The organism is Butyrivibrio sp. AE3009, assembly GCF_000420845.1.
Taxonomy (GTDB): domain Bacteria; phylum Bacillota; class Clostridia; order Lachnospirales; family Lachnospiraceae; genus Butyrivibrio.
Window position 1 is genome coordinate 75,427 of the sequence record NZ_ATVS01000007.1, and the last position, 21,014, is coordinate 96,440.

17 protein-coding genes are annotated in these 21,014 nt (G+C 45.1%); 16 read left to right on the forward strand and 1 reads right to left on the reverse strand.

Going from position 1 to position 21,014, the window contains the following annotated elements; genetic code table 11:
* Nucleotides 1-15 precede the first annotated feature (15 nt).
* The 15 genes from G588_RS0105595 (at nt 16) to G588_RS0105670 (ending at nt 19,555) form a co-directional block, all read left to right on the forward strand.
* Complete coding sequence (locus tag G588_RS0105595) at nt 16-3,006, forward strand: beta-glucosidase (protein ID WP_022777776.1); 2,991 nt, start codon at nt 16-18, stop codon at nt 3,004-3,006.
* A gap of 85 nt (nt 3,007-3,091) precedes the next feature.
* A complete protein-coding gene (locus G588_RS0105600) occupies nt 3,092-5,521 on the forward strand; it encodes a glycoside hydrolase family 3 C-terminal domain-containing protein (RefSeq protein WP_022777777.1) in 2,430 nt (809 codons plus the stop codon).
* Nucleotides 5,521-6,087, forward strand: coding sequence for a GtrA family protein (locus tag G588_RS0105605; RefSeq protein ID WP_022777778.1), 567 nt, complete (start codon nt 5,521-5,523; stop codon nt 6,085-6,087). The genes G588_RS0105600 and G588_RS0105605 overlap by 1 nt, the downstream gene beginning before the upstream one ends.
* A 387-nt stretch (nt 6,088-6,474) precedes the next feature.
* Nucleotides 6,475-7,965 (forward strand): alanine/glycine:cation symporter family protein, encoded by a 1,491-nt coding sequence (locus G588_RS0105610; protein ID WP_022777779.1) that lies wholly within the window; start codon nt 6,475-6,477, stop codon nt 7,963-7,965.
* Between the two features lie 141 nt (nt 7,966-8,106).
* A complete protein-coding gene (locus tag G588_RS0105615; protein WP_155830748.1) occupies nt 8,107-8,553 on the forward strand; it encodes a BMP family ABC transporter substrate-binding protein in 447 nt (148 codons plus the stop codon).
* Nucleotides 8,550-9,077 carry a BMP family ABC transporter substrate-binding protein gene (locus G588_RS0105620; protein WP_026668606.1) on the forward strand — a complete coding sequence of 176 codons (528 nt, stop codon included), beginning with the start codon at nt 8,550-8,552 and terminating at the stop codon, nt 9,075-9,077. The genes G588_RS0105615 and G588_RS0105620 overlap by 4 nt, the downstream gene beginning before the upstream one ends.
* An 8-nt stretch (nt 9,078-9,085) precedes the next feature.
* Nucleotides 9,086-10,393, forward strand: coding sequence for a GGDEF domain-containing response regulator (locus tag G588_RS0105625; protein WP_022777780.1), 1,308 nt, complete (start codon nt 9,086-9,088; stop codon nt 10,391-10,393).
* A 34-nt stretch (nt 10,394-10,427) separates the two neighbouring features.
* A complete protein-coding gene (locus tag G588_RS0105630; protein WP_196804948.1) occupies nt 10,428-10,841 on the forward strand; it encodes a hypothetical protein in 414 nt (137 codons plus the stop codon).
* A 484-nt stretch (nt 10,842-11,325) separates the two neighbouring features.
* Entirely contained in the window at nt 11,326-12,258 is a 933-nt protein-coding gene (locus G588_RS19340) for an Rpn family recombination-promoting nuclease/putative transposase (RefSeq protein WP_022777783.1), read from the forward strand.
* A gap of 801 nt (nt 12,259-13,059) precedes the next feature.
* Nucleotides 13,060-14,094, forward strand: a complete 1,035-nt coding sequence (locus G588_RS0105645; protein WP_242830342.1) for a PD-(D/E)XK nuclease family transposase — start codon at nt 13,060-13,062, stop codon at nt 14,092-14,094.
* Between the two features lie 198 nt (nt 14,095-14,292).
* The gene (locus tag G588_RS23250) at nt 14,293-14,427 is read left to right on the forward strand and encodes a hypothetical protein (protein WP_022777785.1); all 135 of its coding nucleotides are present in this window, start codon (nt 14,293-14,295) and stop codon (nt 14,425-14,427) included.
* A gap of 94 nt (nt 14,428-14,521) precedes the next feature.
* Nucleotides 14,522-14,692, forward strand: coding sequence for a hypothetical protein (locus G588_RS22410; protein ID WP_022777786.1), 171 nt, complete (start codon nt 14,522-14,524; stop codon nt 14,690-14,692).
* Between the two features lie 98 nt (nt 14,693-14,790).
* Nucleotides 14,791-15,009 carry a hypothetical protein gene (locus G588_RS0105660; protein WP_196804949.1) on the forward strand — a complete coding sequence of 73 codons (219 nt, stop codon included), beginning with the start codon at nt 14,791-14,793 and terminating at the stop codon, nt 15,007-15,009.
* A gap of 145 nt (nt 15,010-15,154) precedes the next feature.
* Nucleotides 15,155-18,442: a leucine-rich repeat protein gene (locus tag G588_RS0105665; protein ID WP_022777788.1), complete on the forward strand. Its 3,288-nt coding sequence runs from the start codon at nt 15,155-15,157 to the stop codon at nt 18,440-18,442.
* A gap of 96 nt (nt 18,443-18,538) precedes the next feature.
* Entirely contained in the window at nt 18,539-19,555 is a 1,017-nt protein-coding gene (locus tag G588_RS0105670) for a hypothetical protein (RefSeq protein WP_022777789.1), read from the forward strand.
* On the opposite strand, the gene G588_RS0105675 is transcribed toward G588_RS0105670, so the two are convergent.
* The gene (locus G588_RS0105675) at nt 19,552-20,328 is read right to left on the reverse strand and encodes a Cof-type HAD-IIB family hydrolase (protein ID WP_022777790.1); all 777 of its coding nucleotides are present in this window, start codon (nt 20,326-20,328) and stop codon (nt 19,552-19,554) included. The two genes, G588_RS0105670 and G588_RS0105675, sit on opposite strands and share 4 nt — an antisense overlap.
* A 169-nt stretch (nt 20,329-20,497) precedes the next feature.
* On the opposite strand from G588_RS0105675, the gene G588_RS0105680 reads away from it, so the two are divergent.
* Nucleotides 20,498-21,007: a MarR family winged helix-turn-helix transcriptional regulator gene (locus tag G588_RS0105680; RefSeq protein WP_022777791.1), complete on the forward strand. Its 510-nt coding sequence runs from the start codon at nt 20,498-20,500 to the stop codon at nt 21,005-21,007.
* Nucleotides 21,008-21,014 lie beyond the last annotated feature (7 nt).

Below are 21,014 nucleotides of genomic sequence, written 5' to 3' on the forward strand. Positions count from 1 at the left end.
GAGGGAGGTTCTTTTATGTTAACTATCAACATGAGCGATGTTATGAACGTCATAACATCCATCAAATCCTATCTGATAGCTATAGGAATCATCATCGCAGTTGCAGTAGTCGTAATGATCGCTGTAATGAAGATGAAGAAGTCCACCAAGAAGCTCATCAGAGGTACAGCACTTGTTGCTATGCTCACCGGTATTGTTATTTGCGTAAATATGATCTGTACAGGTCCCATGAGCACAATGCTTGACCTTGTAAGCGGAAGCGGAACGATCACAAAAGAGACATCCGACGCTACAACCGATCTGGCTGTACAGATTGCGGAAGAGGGTATTGTCCTTGTAGAGAACGAGGCAAACACACTTCCCATTGCATCAGGCAGCAAGCTCAACGTATTCGGCTGGGCTTCCACCAATCCTATCCTTGGAGGAGCAGGATCCGGTGCTCTTAACAGCGCCTATGCAACCATCGATATCCTTCAGTCCCTCAAGGAGGCAGGTATCGAGACCAATGCGGAGCTGTCCAAGTTCTACACCGACTACAAGGCAGACAGACCTGAGGTTGGAATGTGGGCACAGGACTGGACACTTCCCGAACCCAATGTTTCTCTTTACACAGACAGTCTTATTTCAAATGCAAAAGCATTTTCTGACACAGCACTTGTTGTTATCAGCCGTTCAGGTGGTGAGGGAGCAGATCTTCCTGCCAACATGACTGCAGTGGTTGACGGATCCTTCCAGGATGGAACAACCTACACCGCAGGTGTTTATGATGACACATTAAATACTGGAAACGACTGGGATGCAGGTGATCACTATCTCCAGCTTACCAACAGAGAAGAAGAGATGATCGATCTTGTCTGCAGTAACTTCGACAAGGTTATCGTTCTTTACAACGGCGCCAATGCTTTTGAGCTTGGTTTTGTCAAGGATCATCCTCAGATCAAGTCAGTTCTCTGGGCAGCAGGAATGGGCCACGTTGGAATGAAGGCACTTGGAGAGATCATGACAGGTGCGGTTAATCCTTCAGGTAAGCTCATTGACACTTTTGTTTATGATATGGAAGAGACACCCTGGTGGAACAACTTCGGTGACTTCAATTACACAAATATGGACGAGTTCGCTGTTATTTCAACTAACTTCATGACAGGCAGCGAGTCCAGAGCAGATGTTTCCTTCGTTGATTACATCGAGGGCATCTATGTTGGATATAAGTTCTATGAGACAGCAGCAGCTGAGGGACTTATCGACTATGACAGCATTGTTCAGTATCCTTTCGGATACGGACTTTCTTACACCTCCTTCGAGCAGAAGATGGGTGAGATCACAGAGTCAAACGGCAAGATTTCCTTTGACGTAACAGTAACCAACACAGGTTCTGCAGCAGGTAAGGACGTTGTTCAGGTATACTTCAATCCTCCTTACACCAACGGCGGAATTGAGAAGGCAACAGCCAACCTCATCGCTATTGAGAAGACTGATATCCTTCAGCCCGGCGCTTCACAGACCTTCACAATTTCTTTTGATACAGAGCTTATGGCATCCTACGATTATCAGAGTGCCAAGGCATATGTTCTTGAGAGCGGAGACTATATCATCTCTGTAAACAAGGATGCACACACAGTGATCGATTCCAAGACCTATTCAGTTGGAGCCGCTGTAACCTACAACGGATCAAACAAGAGATCAACAGATCAGATCACAGCAACAAACGTATTTGATTATGCACAGGGAGATGTAACATATCTCTCAAGAAAAGATGGTTTTGCCAACTATGCAGAGGCAACCAAGGCTCCTGCAAGCTATGAGATGAACGCAGAGGCCAAGGCTACCTTCTACAACAACAGTAACTACCTGACAGCTGAGGCTACAGCAGCTGATGAAGATCCTAATGCCGCAGCAGTAACAACAGGCGCAGCTACAAGCTTAAAGCTCAAAGACCTCCGTGGTCTTGCCAAGGACGATCCCAAGTGGGATGAGCTCCTTAACAGCATGTCACTGGATGACATGAATGCACTGATCTCCCTTGGCGGATATCAGACCAACTCAGTTGATTCCATCGGCAAGGTACGTACCAATGACTGTGACGGCCCTGCATCAATCAACAACAACTTTACAGGTGTTGGATCCCTTGGATTCCCTGTAGGTGTAACTATTGCAGCAACCTTTAACAAGGATCTTGCTTATTCTTTCGGTGATTTCATCGGTAAGATGGCTAACGAGATGGACGTATCCGGCTGGTATGCCCCTGCCATGAACATCCACAGAACTGCTTTTGCAGGACGTAACTTCGAGTACTATTCAGAGGACAGCTTCCTTTCAGGTATCATTGCATCACAGGCTTGTCAGGGATCCTGGTCCAACGGAGTATATGCTTACATGAAGCATTTTGCCCTCAACGATCAGGAGCAGAACAGAATTGATATGCTCTGCACATGGTCCAATGAGCAGGCAATCCGTGAGATTTATTTAAGACCTTTCGAGATGTGCGTAAAGAACACCGATATGCTGGCTGTAATGAGCTCCTTCAACTACATCGGTAACCGTTGGGCAGGTGGTTCATCATCACTTCTTAAGACAGTTCTTCGCGATGAGTGGGGCTTCAATGGCTTCGTTCTTACCGACTACTTCGGAGTATACGGATACATGTCATCTGACCAGGCTATCCGTAACGGTACAGACTGTATGCTGGTTAACTATCCTACAGCAACCAACAATGTACAGTTCAGAGATACCAACGGCGCTCAGCAGGCTATGAGAGAAGCTACCAGGAACATTCTCTACACAGTAGTAAACAGCCGTGCTTATGCACCTGAGAATCTTTCAGAAAAAATGGCATCCTGGAAAGTACTTATGATCGTACTTGATGTTATATTTGCAGCACTGATGATCTGCCTTATGTGCATCTTCATCAAGAACTTTGGCAAGAACAGAGCCAAAGAAGAGGCAGCACAGGCAGCTGCTCAGGCAGCTGCTCAGGCAGAGAGTGCTAATACAGATTCACAAGAGTAATAATTACTGTTGATTATTCGGAAGGCGCCGGTCCAATGGGCCGGACGCCTTCTGATATTCAAACAAACAAATGGGGATAAAAATCGTGAAATATCAGAATATCATTGAGAAGATGACAATTGAACAGAAGGCTGCTTTTTTACAGGGAAAAGGAGAGTGGCAGACCTGGGAATTCGACAGTCTTGGAATACCGTCAATTTTTTGCTCTGACGGACCTCACGGCATAAGAAAGCAGGCCGGAGCGGGAGACCACCTTGGACTTAATGCATCCCTTCCCGCCACATGCTTCCCTACAGCAGCAACAATAGCAAACAGCTGGGACACCGAGCTTGGAGAGACACTGGGAGAGACTCTCGGCGAAGAGGCCATGGCCGAAGGCGTCAACGTTCTTCTTGGCCCCGGACTCAATATCAAGAGAAGTCCTCTCTGCGGACGTAATTTTGAGTATTTTTCTGAAGATCCATATCTTGCAGGCAAAATGGCAGCAGCCTATGTAAGAGGTATTCAGTCCAAAGGCGTATATGCCTGCCCTAAGCACTTTGCGGTAAATTCACAGGAGCTTCGTCGTATGGCCATGAACAGCGTGGTTGACGAGCGTACTTTAAGAGAAATCTATTTGACCGGCTTTGAGATTGCTGTAAAAGAAGGTAAGGCTAAGACAATCATGTCAGCCTATAACGAGGTTAACGGAACCTATGCCAATGAGAATAAGCATCTTTTGACTGATATTTTGAGAGAGGAATGGGGCTTTGACGGCATAGTTATCACTGACTGGGGTGCATCCAACGATCACGCTCTGGGAGTTGCTGCAGGTTCCAACCTTGAGATGCCCAATCCCGGCCTTGACTCCGCAAGAGAGCTTATCGCTGCGGTAGAAAGCGGCAAGATCAGTATTGAGGATGTGGATAAGAGAGTCGACGAGCTTCTTGACGTAGTTTATACTCTTACAGCTAATGCTAAGGATAAAAAGGATGAATTCGACATTCCTGCTCATCATGCAATAGCAAGAAGAGCTGCGGCAGAGAGTACAGTTCTTTTGAAGAACGAGGACAAGATCCTTCCTCTTAAGCCCGGCTCCAAGGTAGCGGTTATCGGCGACTTTGCCTTTGTTCCCAGATATCAGGGTGCAGGCTCCTCCATGGTTAATCCCACCAAGGTTGAGACCATCTCCGAGATCATAGGTAATTACGATCTTCAGGTTATTGGCTCCTCCAGAGGCTATTCCAGAAACGGCGAAGAGGATGCAGTGACCAAGAAGGAAGCTCTGGATATAGCAGCAAGAGCAGATTATGTCCTGTACTTCTTCGGACTTAATGAGGACAGTGAATCTGAGGGAATGGACAGAAACCATATGAGAATTCCTCAGAATCAGATAACTCTCATGCAGGAACTTGGACAGGTTAATCCCAACGTTATCGGTGTTATCAGCGCCGGATCAGCCATCGAGATGCCCTGGCATCATTACCTCAAGGCCATGATCCACTGCTACTTAAACGGACAGGCAGGAGCAGGAGCTGCTATGGATATTCTTACCGGAAGCGTCAATCCTTCAGGTAAGCTGGCGGAGACCCTTTGCAGAAGATATGAGGATACTCCCGCTTACAGATACTATCCAAGCCAGCAGAGGACTTCAGAGTACAGAGAAAGCGTTTATGTTGGCTACAGATACTATGATACAGCCGGAGTGCCGGTGGTATATCCGTTTGGATTCGGTCTTTCTTATACAACCTTTGAATACAGCGACCTCACAGTCGGTGAAAACGGCGTAGCTTTTACCCTTAAGAACACCGGAGACAGAGACGGAGCCGAGGTTTCACAGCTCTATGTATCACTTCCCGGAGCTGAGGTTTTCAGACCTGCCAAGGAGCTCAAGGGCTTTGCCAAGACTTTCCTTAAAGCAGGGGAGAGCAAGAAGGTTGAGATCGCCTTTGACGATAAGACTTTCCGCTATTTTAACGTCAAGACTAATAAGTGGGAGGTTGAAGGTGGCAGCTATGACATCCTTGTAGGTGCCAGCAGCGCTGATATCAGACTTACAGGTGAAATCAGGAAGGAAGCGACCACCGACGTACTTCCTTATGTCAAAGAGTCTCTTAAGGCCTATTACTCAGGTAAGATTGAGACCGTTAACGACGATGAATTCGAGAAGCTCCTTGGAAGATCCATTCCCGATGGAAGGTGGAGCGGCAAGCTTGGAAGGAACGATGCTCTGTGTCAGCTCTATTACGCTAAGAGCGGTCTTGGAAGGCTTGTTTACAAGGTACTTACGAACAAAAAGAAGAAGGCGGATGAAAGCGGTAAGCCGGATCTGAACATTCTTTTTGTTTACAATATGCCCTTCAGGGCGATGGCCAAGATGAGCGGCGGTATGGTCAGCATGGATATGGTTGATGGAATCGTCAAGCTCGTGAACGGACACTTCTTCGGCGGTCTTGGCACAATTATCGGCGGTTTCTTCGGAAACAGCAGGAAAAACAAGGCTTATGAAGCTAAGATTAAGGGAGGCAACAAATAATGAAATTCTGGAGCAGTTTTGCAGAAAAACATCCCAAGGCAGCGCAGTGGATAAGAGAGGGTGGCTTATTCGTGATCGTAAGTAATCTGATCACGGTATTCAAGCTGTTACTTCTTATTTTCCTTCCCGCCGCATTTGGATTCCTTGGTGATAAGGCGTTCGGTTTTCCCGGAATCCCAATCACCATGTTTGGCCATACATTCCCCTGGTATATCATAGGATACGGCCCGGATGAGGGTGGTACGGCATACTTTGTGGCATACATGATAGCAATGGTGATCGGAGAGTTCATCAACTTCTTTATCCAGAAGTACTTTGTTTTCAGGAACTATGACAAGATCGGAAAACAGGCTCTTTGGTACATCTGTGCCTTCTGTGTGATCACCTGTATCGTTAACTCCCTTAACTGCATCTGGAAGGGCGGCATCACCTATGCTATTCCTCAGAATCTTGCATGGCTTAAGGAAATCGGAACCACAGTTCTTAACGGCGGTGTCAGCATGGTAGTATTCTTCTTTGTTAACAAGATCATCTTCCCTCAGACACCCAAGGAAGAGAAGAACTAAAACGTACTCGGCAAATTTAATGTAATCGGCAAAAAAGAGAGAACTCAGATCATGAGCTCTCTCTTTTTATGATGTGAAGTCTATTTATTTCATCCTCGGAGGGGCGAGGCTATTTGTGGGAGGAGGCTATTCCGTGTATGGGGTTGGAATAGCCATGTGTAATGATTGAAAAAAGTATGTGTTGTGGGGATCAAGTAATTTGTTTTACTTGATGATCTTATATTAAAACCATAACCTAAATGCTTACTAAAGAGTTTGTGAACATTCTGTGAATGGGGTCTGACCCCAATTTTGGTTTGACTTTTCCGCTTTATCACTTTAAAATGGTACTAATTATATTTGTACTCGTGTATACAATCTTAAAAAGTGTTGTGGAAGGAGATGCCTATGAACGAATTTCTATCTCAGGTGGAACAGATCAATGGTGCAGTGAACGGTTTTGTATGGGGGCTTCCCATGCTGATACTTTTATGTGGAACGGGAGTCTTGATGACCTGTTTGACCAAGTTCTTCCAGGTAAGTCATTTTGGTCACTGGGTGAAGAACACCATCGGAAGTATTTTTACCAATTCTCATATAACAGCGCATACAGCCAAGGGAGATATGCAGATTTCCCAGTTCCAGAGCCTGTGCACGGCGCTGGCAGCAACTATCGGAACAGGTAATATCGCAGGTGTTGCGGCAGCTATTGCGGCAGGTGGACCGGGAGCTATTTTCTGGATGTGGATCGTAGCGTTCTTCGGAATGATGACCAACTTCTCCGAGAATGTCCTCGGTATCTACTATAGAAGACGTAATGAGAAGGATGAGTGGTGCGGCGGCGCCATGTACTATCTTAAGGACGGACTTGGGGCCAAAAGAGGCTGTGCACAGATCGGAGCTGCTCTTGCAGTACTGTTCAGTGTCTTCTGCGTTCTTGCATCCTTCGGCATCGGCAATATGAGCCAGATCAATTCCATTGCTGTCAACATGAATTCAGCATTTAACATTCCATACTTCGTAACAGGAATCATCCTGATGGCTCTTGCAGGTCTTGTAATCGTTGGCGGACTTAAGAGAATCGCCTCCGTAACAGAGAAGCTCGTACCTTTCATGGCAGTTATCTATGTTGTAGGAGCAATCATCGTTCTTGTGGTTAACTTTGATAAGGCCGGCGCAGTTTTTGCAGCTATCATAAAAGGAGCCTTCGGAATGAGGGCAGTTGGCGGCGGTATCGTAGGAAGCGGTGTTGCCATGGCTGTTCAGTGGGGAATGAAGCGAGGCGTTTTCTCCAACGAGGCAGGTCTTGGTTCCTCAGTTATGGTTCATTCAAGTTCCAATGTTCGTGAGCCCGTTATTCAGGGTATGTGGGGTATCTTCGAGGTATTTGCAGATACCATCATCGTATGTACACTTACTGCTTTTGCGGTATTGTCCAGCGGTCTGGTTGATCTTGATACCGGCAAGGTCCTTTCAGAGAACGTTTCCACAGCTCTTGTGGCTGAGGCTTTCTCAACAGTATTTGGCGGCGCAGGCTCTGCTTTTATCGCAATTGCAATCTTATTCTTCGCCTTCTCAACTGTTCTGGGCTGGAGCCAGTACGGCAGCAAGGGATTTGAGTATCTCTTCGGAACCAAGGCGGTTAAGGGCTATCAGATAATCTTCGTTGTATTCATAGTTATCGGAGCTACCATGGATCTGTCACTTGCATGGGATCTGTCTGATACCTTCAACGGAATGATGGCAATCCCCAACCTTATCGGTGTTATAACCCTTAGCGGCACCGTTATGAAGATCACCAAGAACTACGTTGACCGCAAGCTTCGCGGCAAGGATGTGAAGCCTATGCTTTCCGCCCTCGATGATATTCAGGAACTTCACGAAAAAGAGATCGGCTGAAAACCTCTATTTTACACTTATTTTATTCATAGTTTTTCTGCATTTTATAGAAGCATTCTATAATGATTTCGAGTATTATCGGTTAAAGGTATACAGAATACATGATTAATTGTCATTACTTTCAAGGATGAGGATGATGATATGCGGAGAACTGTTCGGGTAATAGTCGCGGCTATGCTGGTCTTTTTTGGAATCCTGGTGGCAGCGCTTTTTTCCATTGTGCTTTTTATTCTTTTTTCCAACAGACCGCAAATAGACAAGCCGGTGAAGATCGGCGGAGTTTTCATTGATTCCATAGAGGATGACGGATGGAGTGAGATCCATTACGAAGGCCTCAGCGAAGCATGCAAAGAACTTGATCTTCCCCTTGAGATCGTGGAGCATGTGGATGAGACCGCAGAGGCCACAGCGCCTGCAGTTGCGGAGCTTGTGTCCAAGGGCTGCAATTGTTTTTTCCTTACCAGTGGCGGTTTTGGTAATAACTGCCGTAAGATAATCGAGAGCTATCCCAACGTGTTTTTTTTACCGTGTCCACCGAATGTGACGCGTCCAATGTATATACCTATTTCGGAAGAATCTATGAGATGAGATATCTGGCCGGTATCATTGCCGGCTCCATGACCAAGACCAATGTCCTTGGCTTTGTGGGAGGAACCAACACTCCCCAGGTGGACAGAGGTGTCAACGCCTGTTATCTTGGCGCCAAATCAGTTAATCCCGATGTAAAACTTAAGGTCCGTTTCATCGGCTCCTGGAGCGATGAACAGGCAGAGCGCGAGGCCGCCGAGAAGCTGATATTCGAGGACGGTGCCGACACCATTTTGCTAAAGGGTAAGGTAAGTGACACCGGCATCGGTATGAAACCTGAGGATATTGATAAGAAGGCCGATGAGATCGAGGGGTATTACTTCAAGGACGACTTCGAGAATTATGGCATCAAAGTGCATGCACTTAAGAGCACTTCAAGGCTGATAGGAGCCTATGACCTGTCCGACAAGGCCAAGGCCCTTGAGGAAGCCGTGAAGGAAGGCAATATAGATTATGTCAGAGACAACAACTACGAACTGATATCGCAGTACAGGTCCTACAAAGACCTGCTTAAGTATATTTGAGGTGGCAAATGAGCGATAAAAAGATTCTTGTGGTGGACGATGACGAGATAGTACGCATGCAGACCAGGGGCATACTGTCCCGCAAATATGAGGTGGTCATGGCGGATTCCGGCGAGGCAGCCATAGAGCTGTACCGTAAGGAGAAGCCCGACATGATCCTCTCTGACCTTATGATGCCCGGAATGGACGGCTTCCAGATGGTGGAGACATTAAGGGAAAAATATGACCTTATCATCCCCGTCATGTTCATGACAGGCCTATCCAGCGACGAGAGCGAGGAAAAGAGTCTTACCAACGGCGCTGTTGACTATATCAGAAAGCCCTTCAAGGCAGACGTACTCCTTCGGCGTATCGACAACATCATGGACAACATGGAGCGCCTTAGCGGCCTTCGAAAGGCTGCGGAGAATGATCTCATGACAGGCCTCTACAACAAGACTACCAGTGCAGAGAAGATTGGTGAGATCGTAAAAAGCGGCAACGGCATCCTCATGATGATAGACCTGGATAGTTTCAAGCTGGTAAACGACATCTATGGCCATGAAAAGGGCGACATGATCCTTATCAAGTTCGCAGAGATCCTTCGCAGTGTCATGAGATCCACCGATATCGTGGGAAGGATCGGCGGCGACGAATTCATAGCCTTTTGCCAGAATACCAGAGACGAGAGAATGCTCAAGGAAAGAACTGAGTTCCTTAACCGCAAGATCGTAAGCTACGCAAAAGAGTGTCTGGCAGAGGATATGAACATCCCCCTTGGCTGCTCCATCGGCGCTTGTATCTGCCCCGACGAGGGCAATGATTACACCATGCTGTTTAACAAGGCTGACCAGGCCCTCTACGAAGTTAAGCAGAACGGCAAGCACGGCTTTAGCATCTTCAGGCAGAATGATGCAGACAAGAAGGACAATGAGTCCCACAGCACCACCGATATTAGAATGATCCTGGGCGAGAGAGCAGGCCAAAAGGGAGCCTGCGTGGTTCCGCTGGAATGCTTCACAACTCTCTACAGGTTCCTTATAAGATTTGAGCGAAACTATGCCTTTGGCATGTATTTTCTTATATTCACCCTAAGCAGCGACAAGGGTCCCATCGGAGATTATGTGGACAAATTTGTTGAGGTGGAATCCTCCTGCCTTAGAGGAAGTGACGTCATCACCAAATATGGTGAGGACAAGGTCCTTACAATGCTGATGAAGACAACGTCTGAGGATTATAACATTCCCGTGGACCGACTTATGAAGAAATGGAATGAGACGGAAGGCGCCGGGGATGTAACAGTAAAGCTCGATGCGGAGAGACTTTTTCTGGAGTAAGTTATGAATTATCTGCACAAAAATCCCAAGGTCAGTGCCCCCTATAGAGGAGATGGTTTCTCCATACATTGAACTGATCGGCCAGATAGATGCCATAGCAGCCGGTACCGCTCTGACCAATCCCACCGATCAATATGTGCAGCTCAAGGAATATATCATGGGCTTCGTATTCGAGATCCTCGCAATGTTTATCTGTTATCTAATGGCCAAGGCAGTGCTTCTCATTGCCAGAGTCGTCATATATCACAATAAGGAAAACAACGAAAGACCCCTTCTCCCCTGCCTTGCCTGGGGAATCGTGGAGGGCGTACTGTACATGGATGTTTACCTTATGATCATCACGAGACTTGAGTTCTTTAACTTCGGTAAGCTTGCTATGGGCTGGATCACCCAGGATAAGATACTGAGTTTTCTGTTTGAGCATAATGTCATTGAGTTTTTCATATAAAATCCCTGTATGAAGAGAGATAAGATCAGTGAAGAAAAGGCGAATAATAATGTGCCTGGCACTTGCAGGAAGGAAGCGTAACGGAGGCGTAGCGGAATTGGAGAGAAGCCATGTAGTGGAGGCCTGTTGGTGCCAGGCATTTTGAGAGTGATAGCGGAGAATGTAGGATTTCCGGGGTGGGGGATGTCTGCTTGGGGACTGTCCAAAATCTACAATATACCGTTAATTTCTTAAGAAAACGCCTCCAAATCTTAAGATTCTGTTCGATTGCGTGTTCGAAAGTTTCTGTGTTATATTTTTTCAGTCGTCAGGATACTACCTGACAAAACATCTATTATTTCAAGGCCTCATCGCCCATAAGTCCCAAGTTATGAAGACTTAAGAAATAACCCAATACGGCAATGATCCGCAATCATGCCCGGATACTAAATCTTGGCGCTTGAAAGGGAAATGCTGAAAAATTATAATTAAAGGAGAACGAAAATTGACAACAACTACAACAGGGATCAACAAAAAGTATAAGGACAGGCTTTTCAATTTTATTTATGGCAATCCTGAAAACAAGGAATGGACTCTAAGTCTATACAATGCTGTAAATGGCTCAGACTACACGGATCCATCATTGATTGAGTTTAACACCTTGAGCGATGTACTCTTTATGGGCATGCAGAATGATACATCATTTATCATTTTTGATATTATGAGCGTGTATGAACATCAATCGACTCTGAACTATAATATGCCACTGAGGATGCTTCAGTATGTAGGAGAACTGTATTCCGGACATATTGCAAAGCACAAGTTAAACAAATATGGGCAAAAAAGGATAATGCTCCCTGTTCCGAAACTTGTGGTGTTTTATAATGGCGGAGATTATACTGAAGATGAGGTTATACTAAGGCTGAGTGATTCCTTTAATCCCGATTACAGGGAAACTGCAGATGTAGAAGTTAAGGTTAGGATGATAAACGTGAACTATGGCAGAAATAAAGAGCTTATGAAGAACTGCAAGACTCTGAATGAATATGCCTGGTTTGTGGCTTGTGTTCTTAAGAACTTGGTAGAACACGATATAAAGGCTGCAGTCAACATAGCGCTTGATGAGATGCCCCAAAATTTTGTAATTCGAGATTTCCTTTTTTCGCACAGACAGGAGGTTGAAGGTATGCTTGATACTGAATACAACGAAGCAGAGGTTATGGAACTGTTTAGAGCAGATGGGGAAAAACAAGGAATTGACAAGCATCTTATTACTCTGATTTGCAAGAAAATAAAAGCAGGGAAACACATTGAAGAAATTGCAAATGAAGTGGAGGAAAGTGTTGAAGACATTGCTCCAATCTACAATATTGCAATAGATTTTGCTCCTGATTACAGTGTAGAGAGAATATATGAAAAACTGAAAGAAGAAAAGTAATACTCACATATTTAAAGTAGAATGAAACTATCTAATGATAGTATCTCCGGCAGTTCAGAAATGGGCTGCCGTTTTTATTTGCGATAGCTCTCACAGCAAGCATAGGCTGCGCTCTCCAAGCAAAACAATTAATTGCGTCCGGCCGGGAGAGGATAAACTAGGCTGGCCGGTGTGTGGAGAGAGGCAGCTGTCTTCCTGTATGATGGCGCAATTTATTTCATTCCCGAAGGGAATTTCATGCCGCAAAGCGGATTTTCACTCGCCGAAGGGTATTTCATTCTCAAGTATATTGTATCCAAAAGTATCATGAAACCGTACAATTCTTAAGAATTCTTAAGATTGTGACCGGTATGTGAACAGCGCATGAGATGCCGGATGCTGGACGTTTCTTTGGTGCTGTTTTATTCCTGATAACGCAATACCGCAAAATACTTAAGATTCCTTAAGAATTGTTTACAAACCCGCATAAATACTGTATTGTATAGATGTTGGATGTGAAAAAACTAATTACGTAATCTGCTCCATCGTGAGTAACTTATTATGTTGACGGCGTGTCCAATTCGCTACATAACATTTCGGCATGATAAGTATCTTCCAAACATAAGACCATAGGGATTGTCAGTACCCACCACAACGCACGAGCCATGACTGATATTTGGCTGATTATGTGCTTTCTTAAGGCTACCATTTTTCTAGGGGCGTCTTCAAACCTATGGGCTGAGTGTTTTGTCTCGAAAAAAATGAAAGCATACAACAGAAAGGAAAAGCATGCAAAGTAATAACTTATCACAATTCTTCCCTATGATCAGGACCAGAGTACAGATCCTTGCAGAGATCAACAGCACTCCCGCACTCAGAAGTATATTTGAGAAATGGTCCTCGCAGCAGCAGGAACGCTTTCTTGATATATGCTGTGGAACCAGAGGTTGTAAACTTCTATATGATAGTTATTTCAAAGAAATCCTAAATCCTGATACTACACCGGAAAGACTTTCAGACCTTCTTAGCATTATCCTAAAGAGGAAAGTTACAGTAAAATGCCCGCTTCCCAACGACAATTCCCGCATCGGTGATGAACTGTCCCTTGTGATAACTGATATCGTTGTGGAACTGGAGGACGGCTCGATTGCAAATATCGAGATTCAAAAGATCGGTCTTACCTTTACCGGAGAAAGGTCATCCTGCTATAGTGCGGACCTGCTTCTTAGACAATACAAGCGAGTCCGTGATGAACGAAAGAAAAAGTTCAGTTACAAGGATATTTGTCCTGTATATACAATTGTCTTTATGGAAAGCAGCCCATCTGAATTCAAAGAGTATAGGAATGCTTTCATTCATACCTTCAGATCTGTGTCAGATTCCGGGTTAAAGCTTAACATGCTTCAAAATATAGTTTTTATTCCCGTTGATAATTATCTCGATAAACTTCATAATAGAGGTAGTATAGATGGAGAATTTGAAGCATGGCTAACATTCCTTGGATGTGATGAACCGGAGTATATTATCAAACTTATCAAGGAATATCCATATTTCGAGCCTCTATATCGTGACCTGTACAACATGTGTTTAAATGTGGAGAAGGTGATGGGAATGTTTTCTGAAGAGCTTAGGATTATGGATCGAAATACGGCGAAGTATATGATTGATGAGCTACAGGATGAACTTAATGATACAAAGGCGGCTTTGAATACTGCAAATGCAACCATTGCTGAGCAGGACGCCACTATCGCAGATAAAGATGCAAAGATAGCAGATAAAGATGCAAAGTTAGCAGATAAAGATGCAACGATAGCGAAGCTCATGGCGGAGAATGAAGCTTTGAAGAAAATGAAATAATGGTTGAGACAGAGCCTTGGTGCCAGGCACTTTGATAGCGATAGCGGAGGATGTGGGATTCCCGGGGGAGCGATGTTTACTTGGGGACTGTACCGAATCACCTAAATGTGAGAAAAAGTGTATCATTTATCATTAAAAAGTTATATCATTGTAATAGAAACAGTATGACAAAGGCAATAAAACATAGGAGAATGCACCATGAAACTTATTTTTAAGATAATCGTAGTCCTATTAAACAGCTTGTTTGCATTTTTTGGAATGCTCTGCCTACTGGAGATGATTGAAAGGGAGATTACGCCTCAGGACTCATTGGTTGGTCCCGAGGATTTCTAAGGCTTATAGGTAAATTGCAAATGTATTATGTGCGGCAGCTCAGAAATGGGCTGCCGTTTTATTTCACCGTTATAGCTCCCACAGCCTGGCCCACATGTTCACAGACCTGAACTACTCCGTTCTCTACGAAGGCATCGAGAATGAAGACGATGAGAACAGATGTAACAATATGTACGCCAGATACCTCCAGGGCTACAAGTATTCCAAGCCAATACCTATCGAGCGCCTTACAGAGTTCTTTGATAAGAGGCAAAAAGAAGCTTAACGGCTACCTGTGAAACTACTGTGATAAAACTGTGATAATTCTCCTGATATCATTTTCTTATAAACAATAAGTTTGAGAGGGAGAATATAGAAATGGGAATGATCACTAAAATCTTATCATTGGGATTCACGGTTATAGTATTACTTGTAGGAAGCATGACACATTCAGACGAGAAGGCCTCTGAGGCAGCACATGAGATAGAGACACAGGCCATGGAGATCGCCTGCCACCACTGCCACAGAAACATCACAGCGGATATCAGCAAGGACAGCGCTGTATGCACCTACTGTCATGAAGTTAACGAGTTCGACGGCTGATATAAACCCCGAACCACGAATAAATACTGAATAAACGAAATAACAATAATGGAAAAATTGTCCTCCATGTCGTAGAATACCTAAGTGTGGGCTTATAGCCTACACTGGGAGAGAGAAATACTGACATGGAGGACAAAATTATAGTATGAAAAAAGGTTTTATCCGTAGAACCCTTGGCCTGTTCCTTGCTGCGTCCATTGTGATTGCACAGGTTCCGCAAGCAGCAGAGGCTTATGAGGGTGCAACGCAGTATGGGGAAGAACTCTCTGTTGAGGATTCATCTGAGGTTATGATCTCAGAGGATTTTGCATCGGATGAGAGTTCAGAAGAGGCGTCAGATTATGAGGATTCTGATGCAACAAAGAATGAAACAGAAATCGAAACAGAAATTGAAGCAGAAGTCGTAGAAGACGATACAGATTCCTATGAAGAGCTTGTTTCAGAGGATGATCTCGTATCTGAAGAAGCTGATGATGTTGCTGATGCAAAGCTCATGGCAACAAGCGGCGAATTAGGAAGTAACATCAAATGGAGCCTTGATGCTTCAGGAACCCTGACCCTCACCGGAAGCGGCGTTATGGAGGACATGCTTCCAACTACCCGTCCCTGGGAAGATTATCTGAAGAGTATCAAGAAGGTTGTGGTAAAGGACAGCATTACAACTATCGGCAAATATGCTTTCTGGGAATGCTCTAATCTGAAGGAGGTTTCTCTGGAGAGTAACATCACTTCCATCGGCGAGGAAGCCTTTTATGCGACCGCGGTTGAGAGCATTAACTTTCCCTCATCCTTAAGAGAGATTGGCAGCAATGCCTTTGAATATGCTCATCTTACAAGTGTTACACTGCCTGCATCGGTTACCGAAGTCGGCAATTGGGCTTTTGCCAATAATACAAGGCTTACTAAAGTTGTGGTAGAGACCAAGAAGATGACAGTCTCAGGAATGTATGCGTTCCAGGAGTGCCCGATTAACAGTGTGACTCTGCCCAAGGATATGACAGTAATTCCCGAATATCTTCTTCATGATGCCAAGTTCGGCGATATCAAGATCACTATTCCCAAAACCGTTAAGACCATCGGAAGAAGTGCCTTCAGTGCATCTTCCAAATCTTCCGGAACCATGGAGGTTGTATTTGAGGATGGCTCACAGCTCTCTACCATCGGGGATTCAGCATTCAGCCAGGCACGTCTTTTCAAGATCACCCTTCCTGAGAGCCTTAAGGAAATCGACGATCAGGCTTTTCATTCCACCAGAATATCTGAGATCGTAATTCCATCCAAGGTCAACAATATCGGTTCCTGGGCCTTTTCTGATAACAAGTTCCTGGCCAAGGTGACACTTAATTCAAATACCCTGACTGATTGTGAGATATTTGCTTTTGATGGCTGCGGCATAAGTCAGGTAGTCTTCGGAGATAATGTCACAGCTATTCCTGACTATCTTTTTTACAGTGCGGATTTCTCAGGATGTACAGTAACTATCCCTAAGAGGATCAAGACTATTGGTAAAGGCGCCTTTTATTCCGATGGCAAGGGAAGTATTGATGCACTTAAGTTTGAGGCCGGAAGCGAGTGTAAGAGTATCGGCAGTGAGGCTTTTGCCAACTGCAGGCTCTACGAGCTTCGCCTTCCTGACAAGCTCAAGGAGATAGGATATCAGACTTTCAGGGGAACATATATCGAGGATCTCGTGATTCCTTCGGGAGTTACCAAGATAGACGCCTGGGCATTTGGCGACTGTCCACTTCTTTCCAAGGTTACAATACCTGCGTCGGTAAAGGAAATCGGCTATCAGGCCTTCACCACCACAGGGTCCAAGGATATCATGGTCATTGTACCCAAGGGATGCTATGCCTATGATTGGATAAAAAAGAACGCAAATGACAATAATTATATTATCACCGAGAGTTTCCCCATTTCCTATGTCTTAAATGGCGGAACAAACAGCGATAAGAACCCTGTTAATTATCTAAAGGGCGAGAGCATCTCACTCTCTGCTCCTACAAGAACCGGCCATACTTTTGACGGTTGGTTCCTTGATTCCAAGTTCACCAAGGCAGCCCCGTCTGTGGACACAAGTAAGGGCGGCAAGCTCACCTTCTACGCTAAGTGGACAGCTAAGACTTATACGGTTAGTGTTAATGCAAACGGCGGTAAATTAAGCGGAGCATCAACCTTCCGGGGTACCTATGGCAAGGCTTATCCCAAGTTCACCACCACAGCCTCCAGAAACGGTTACAATTTCGCCGGCTGGTATACACTTCCCGAGGGCGGCAGCAAGATTAAGCCCGGAAGCACTGTATTTAAGCCTGAGAATCCTGACAGCGCCAAGATCTATGCTCATTGGACACCTGTTAAGTACAAGATCACCTACAGACTTGAGGGCGGCACTCAGAAGAAGGCTCCTGCGACCTACACAGCAGACAAGGACTGCGTTCTCGCAGTTCCCACCAAGACCGGCTACACCTTCGCAGGCTGGAAGGTAGAGCAGTCAGCAGGTAAAATGGCACTCTCCGGCGGCATCATCAAGGCAGGCAGCGGCAATTACGGCAACGTAACCCTGACAGCCACCTGGAACGAGAACGTATATGACCTCATCGTGCACAAGAACAATTCTTCAGACAGCAAGGATATCACCAACACCCGCAGGGTCAGATATACAGAAGAATTTGAGATGTACTCCATGGCAGGCTCCTTTGAGGGCTATCACCCCGAAAACGGCGGGAAATTTACCAGCTTCGTAGTATCAGTCAATTCCAGAGCTGACGGCAAAGGCAAGAAGTACTCCATGGCAAGTAATTACTCCGGGCTGTCAACCGGAAGTGATCCAAACGGCAAGGAAATAGCGCAGGTTCATCTGTACGCTCAGTGGGGCAAAGCAATCTTTTACCGCATCGGCTATGCGCTTGACGGCGGAACCCTTAAGACTCCTGTAAATGCCTATGATGGCAGCACAGATGTCAAGATCCCCAATCCCACCAAGACCGGCTATAAATTCACCGGCTGGGATGCGAAGTACATTAACAGCCAGATGAAGCTTTCCACCAAGGGAAATGTCACAACCATCAAAAAAGGAAGTGCCGGTGACATATACTTCGTCGCTAAGTTCACACCAATCACCTACAATGTGAAGCTTAGCACCAACGGCGGTGTATACCTTGACAAAAACAACAAGAAACAGACCACCATGCTCTTTGCATCCGGGGTTGCCTACGGCGAAGATGTTACAAAGAAAGCAGATTTCTCCGATTTCTGCAGCAAGAGGCTCTCAAGAAAGGGCTATACCTTTGCAGGCTTTGCCACCGACAAGGCAGGTAAGAACCTGGTGATTAACGCAAGCGGAAGGCCTGTGGGTCAGTACACTTCCGGCATTAAGAATCTCACCACCAAGGACAAAGCTACAGTAACTCTTTATGCAATCTGGACTAAATAAAGACCTGTAATCGGCAGAATAGATAATTTAAACGCTTCTTCTTATCGGATAGAATGAAATCGATTCTATGGACAAACGGTAAGGAGAAGCGTTTTTATGGTTAAGGAAAAGAAAGAAATGAGTAAGGCCAAAAAGATCATCATAGCCATTCTACTGATTCTGCTGACAATAGGCCTTGGATTTGCAATATGGGTAGTTGTGGTCCTGGGAATGGTATTTGGATTGTTTGACAGGCCGACTCTTAACGTATCCTCTTTTAACGGTTGTCCCGATACTGCAAGTGAGAGATATGTAGCTTACGTGGGATATGCGGATGAAAAAGAGCTGATATGCCTATATGATGTTGATACTGACAGCACCAGGACGATCGCTGTTATAGATCCTGAGGATTATTATCTTGTGTATGATCCGGTGCTTAAGGGTGACACTGTTGAATACAAAGTAAGAGATGATGATAATGACTTCGTTATCTATACCTATCACATAGGTAGCGAAGAACTGGAAGCTACCGAGCCGGTACATGATCATACCTACGGATATGATGTATGGAACAGCCTTACAGCAGAGATTGAGACACCGGAATACGGAATGGTCACCCTTTCTTCCAGTCATCTGGATCCATATTATACATGTACTGTTAATGGGGAATCTTTTCCGGTAGAAGTTGTTACATCCAAGGTTGACGATGAGGCCTCCATTTATTCAGAGGACTGCACCTACGAAAACGGTATTATCTATGCCAAGGTCATGTATCATGAGGATCCCTGGTCCAAAAGAGAAGGGTACTTCGCAGATCACAATCAGGCGGACAGGGCAGCCAGAAAAGAGGCAATTGTTGCCATAAACCCTGCAGACCACTCCTCTAAGATAATATACAAATGCAAGACCTACAAAGAGAGAATAATAGGTTACAGGGACGGAGCGGTGTATTATTACAAAAACGGTTTTCTCGTAAAATATAACTTGGAAAGCCGTAAGAAAGAAACAATAAGTAGCTTTGTCGTAGGAAGAACGCTGGTTTTTGCCTGGTGTAAAAACGATCTGGTTCTTCTAAATGTTGATAATTCTTATTACCACACCTATAAGGTTGAAAAGGTAATATATGAGTTCTAAATAAGGCCAAATTTCTCAAGGCCTATAAGGATGCCGTCGTCTTCCAGATTGGCAGTTACAAAATCCGCGATCTGAGCGATCTCATCACTGGAGCGGCCCATGGCAACTGCGATACCGGCTTCCTCCAGCATCTCCTTGTCGTTGATGCTGTCGCCGAAGGCAATGGTGTCCGCTGCATCTACATTAAGAAGTTCGCAGACCTTGCGGATACCGGTTCCCTTGTTATAGCCCTTGGGAACCATCTCCCAGATAGTGGGAGTGTGAACCATATAGTCATACAGATCGGATAGCTCTTCGCTGCACTGCGCACTGGTTTCAGGGTTGCAGGTGACGGAGAGCTTGTTTATTTCCCATTTTCCCCATGAGTTTCTGATTCCGCGAAGTCTCTCACCCATTTCCCGCATTACCTTTTCGCCGTACATATCTCCGGTGTAGTCGGATTTCTCCATATAGAGATGTTCAGGGCCTTCAAGGATTGGCTTGAAGCCGTATTTGTTCATGGCTTCCATGGTCCGGATTGCGTCATCCCTGGATATCAGGCGGTTGAAGATGGTCTTACCTTCATATTCGATCATGCATCCGCAGGAGGATACAATGCCGTCCCACCCTATATCAAGGAGCTCTTTATTAGTGACAAAGGCTCTGGCTCTTCCTGTATTTATGAAGCATTTGTGGCCCTTTGCCCTGGCCCTTCTGATGCCTTCTTTGGCGCTCTCAGGTATGTAGTTCTTGTAATCCCATAGTGTTCCGTCTATATCGAAAAATATGATCATATTCAGGTCCTTTCTATAATTTCAGAAGTCTAACCGCTGCCGCAGTGTTTGTCAAATCAGCTAAGGATTCGCTTAAGAAAATTTTAACTTGACAATATGTAGTTAGCTACCTATCATGGAATATGTATCATGCTACATATATATAATTGTCACGAATGAGAGGTGAGACATGAACTGCGAAGAAGATCCAAGGCAATTCTTCAGAGACAGAGAGCATGAGCCCACGAGCTTCAAGTTCAAGCTTATCCATGAATCCTTCGCTGCCATTATCAATAGACAGCTGAAGGAGGACGATATGACCTTTTCCCAGCTGATGCTTATATCCTACGTGTGGGAGAAGAGGAATCAGAAGGTCACCCAGAAGGACATATCCAAGGCTCTGCACATCAAGCATCCCACCACCATCGGTCTTCTTAAGAGACTCGAGGAAAAGGAGATGCTGAAGGTAGTGGTTGATCCTGACAACAGAAAATACAGGAATATCGCTCTGACTCCTAAGGGCGAGAAATTTGTGAAGCACAACAAGGAGAGAAAAAGATACACCGATTCATACCTGACCGAGGGCATGACCACGGAAGAAGTTACGGAGCTTAGAAGGCTCCTTGACAAGGTCATAGACAACATGAAGGAACTTCGGGAAGAAACTATGAACTGCGATGATCTTAACAAGAGTGAATAACAATTCA

Excerpts from the sequence above, each read along its gene's own strand:
- G588_RS0105660 (WP_196804949.1), top strand. The coding sequence starts at position 14,791 with ATGATCACTAAAATCTTATCATTGGGATTCACGGTTATAGTATTACTT.
- G588_RS0105625 (WP_022777780.1), top strand. The coding sequence starts at position 9,086 with ATGAGCGATAAAAAGATTCTTGTGGTGGACGATGACGAGATAGTACGC.
- G588_RS0105610 (WP_022777779.1), top strand. The coding sequence starts at position 6,475 with ATGAACGAATTTCTATCTCAGGTGGAACAGATCAATGGTGCAGTGAAC.
- G588_RS0105645 (WP_242830342.1), top strand. The coding sequence starts at position 13,060 with ATGATCAGGACCAGAGTACAGATCCTTGCAGAGATCAACAGCACTCCC.
- G588_RS0105670 (WP_022777789.1), top strand. The coding sequence starts at position 18,539 with ATGGTTAAGGAAAAGAAAGAAATGAGTAAGGCCAAAAAGATCATCATA.
- G588_RS0105595 (WP_022777776.1), top strand. The coding sequence starts at position 16 with ATGTTAACTATCAACATGAGCGATGTTATGAACGTCATAACATCCATC.
- G588_RS0105605 (WP_022777778.1), top strand. The coding sequence starts at position 5,521 with ATGAAATTCTGGAGCAGTTTTGCAGAAAAACATCCCAAGGCAGCGCAG.
- G588_RS0105675 (WP_022777790.1), bottom strand. The coding sequence starts at position 20,328 with ATGATCATATTTTTCGATATAGACGGAACACTATGGGATTACAAGAAC.
- G588_RS0105680 (WP_022777791.1), top strand. The coding sequence starts at position 20,498 with ATGAACTGCGAAGAAGATCCAAGGCAATTCTTCAGAGACAGAGAGCAT.
- G588_RS0105615 (WP_155830748.1), top strand. The coding sequence starts at position 8,107 with ATGCGGAGAACTGTTCGGGTAATAGTCGCGGCTATGCTGGTCTTTTTT.
- G588_RS0105620 (WP_026668606.1), top strand. The coding sequence starts at position 8,550 with ATGAGATATCTGGCCGGTATCATTGCCGGCTCCATGACCAAGACCAAT.
- G588_RS23250 (WP_022777785.1), top strand. The coding sequence starts at position 14,293 with ATGAAACTTATTTTTAAGATAATCGTAGTCCTATTAAACAGCTTGTTT.
- G588_RS0105665 (WP_022777788.1), top strand. The coding sequence starts at position 15,155 with ATGAAAAAAGGTTTTATCCGTAGAACCCTTGGCCTGTTCCTTGCTGCG.
- G588_RS22410 (WP_022777786.1), top strand. The coding sequence starts at position 14,522 with ATGTTCACAGACCTGAACTACTCCGTTCTCTACGAAGGCATCGAGAAT.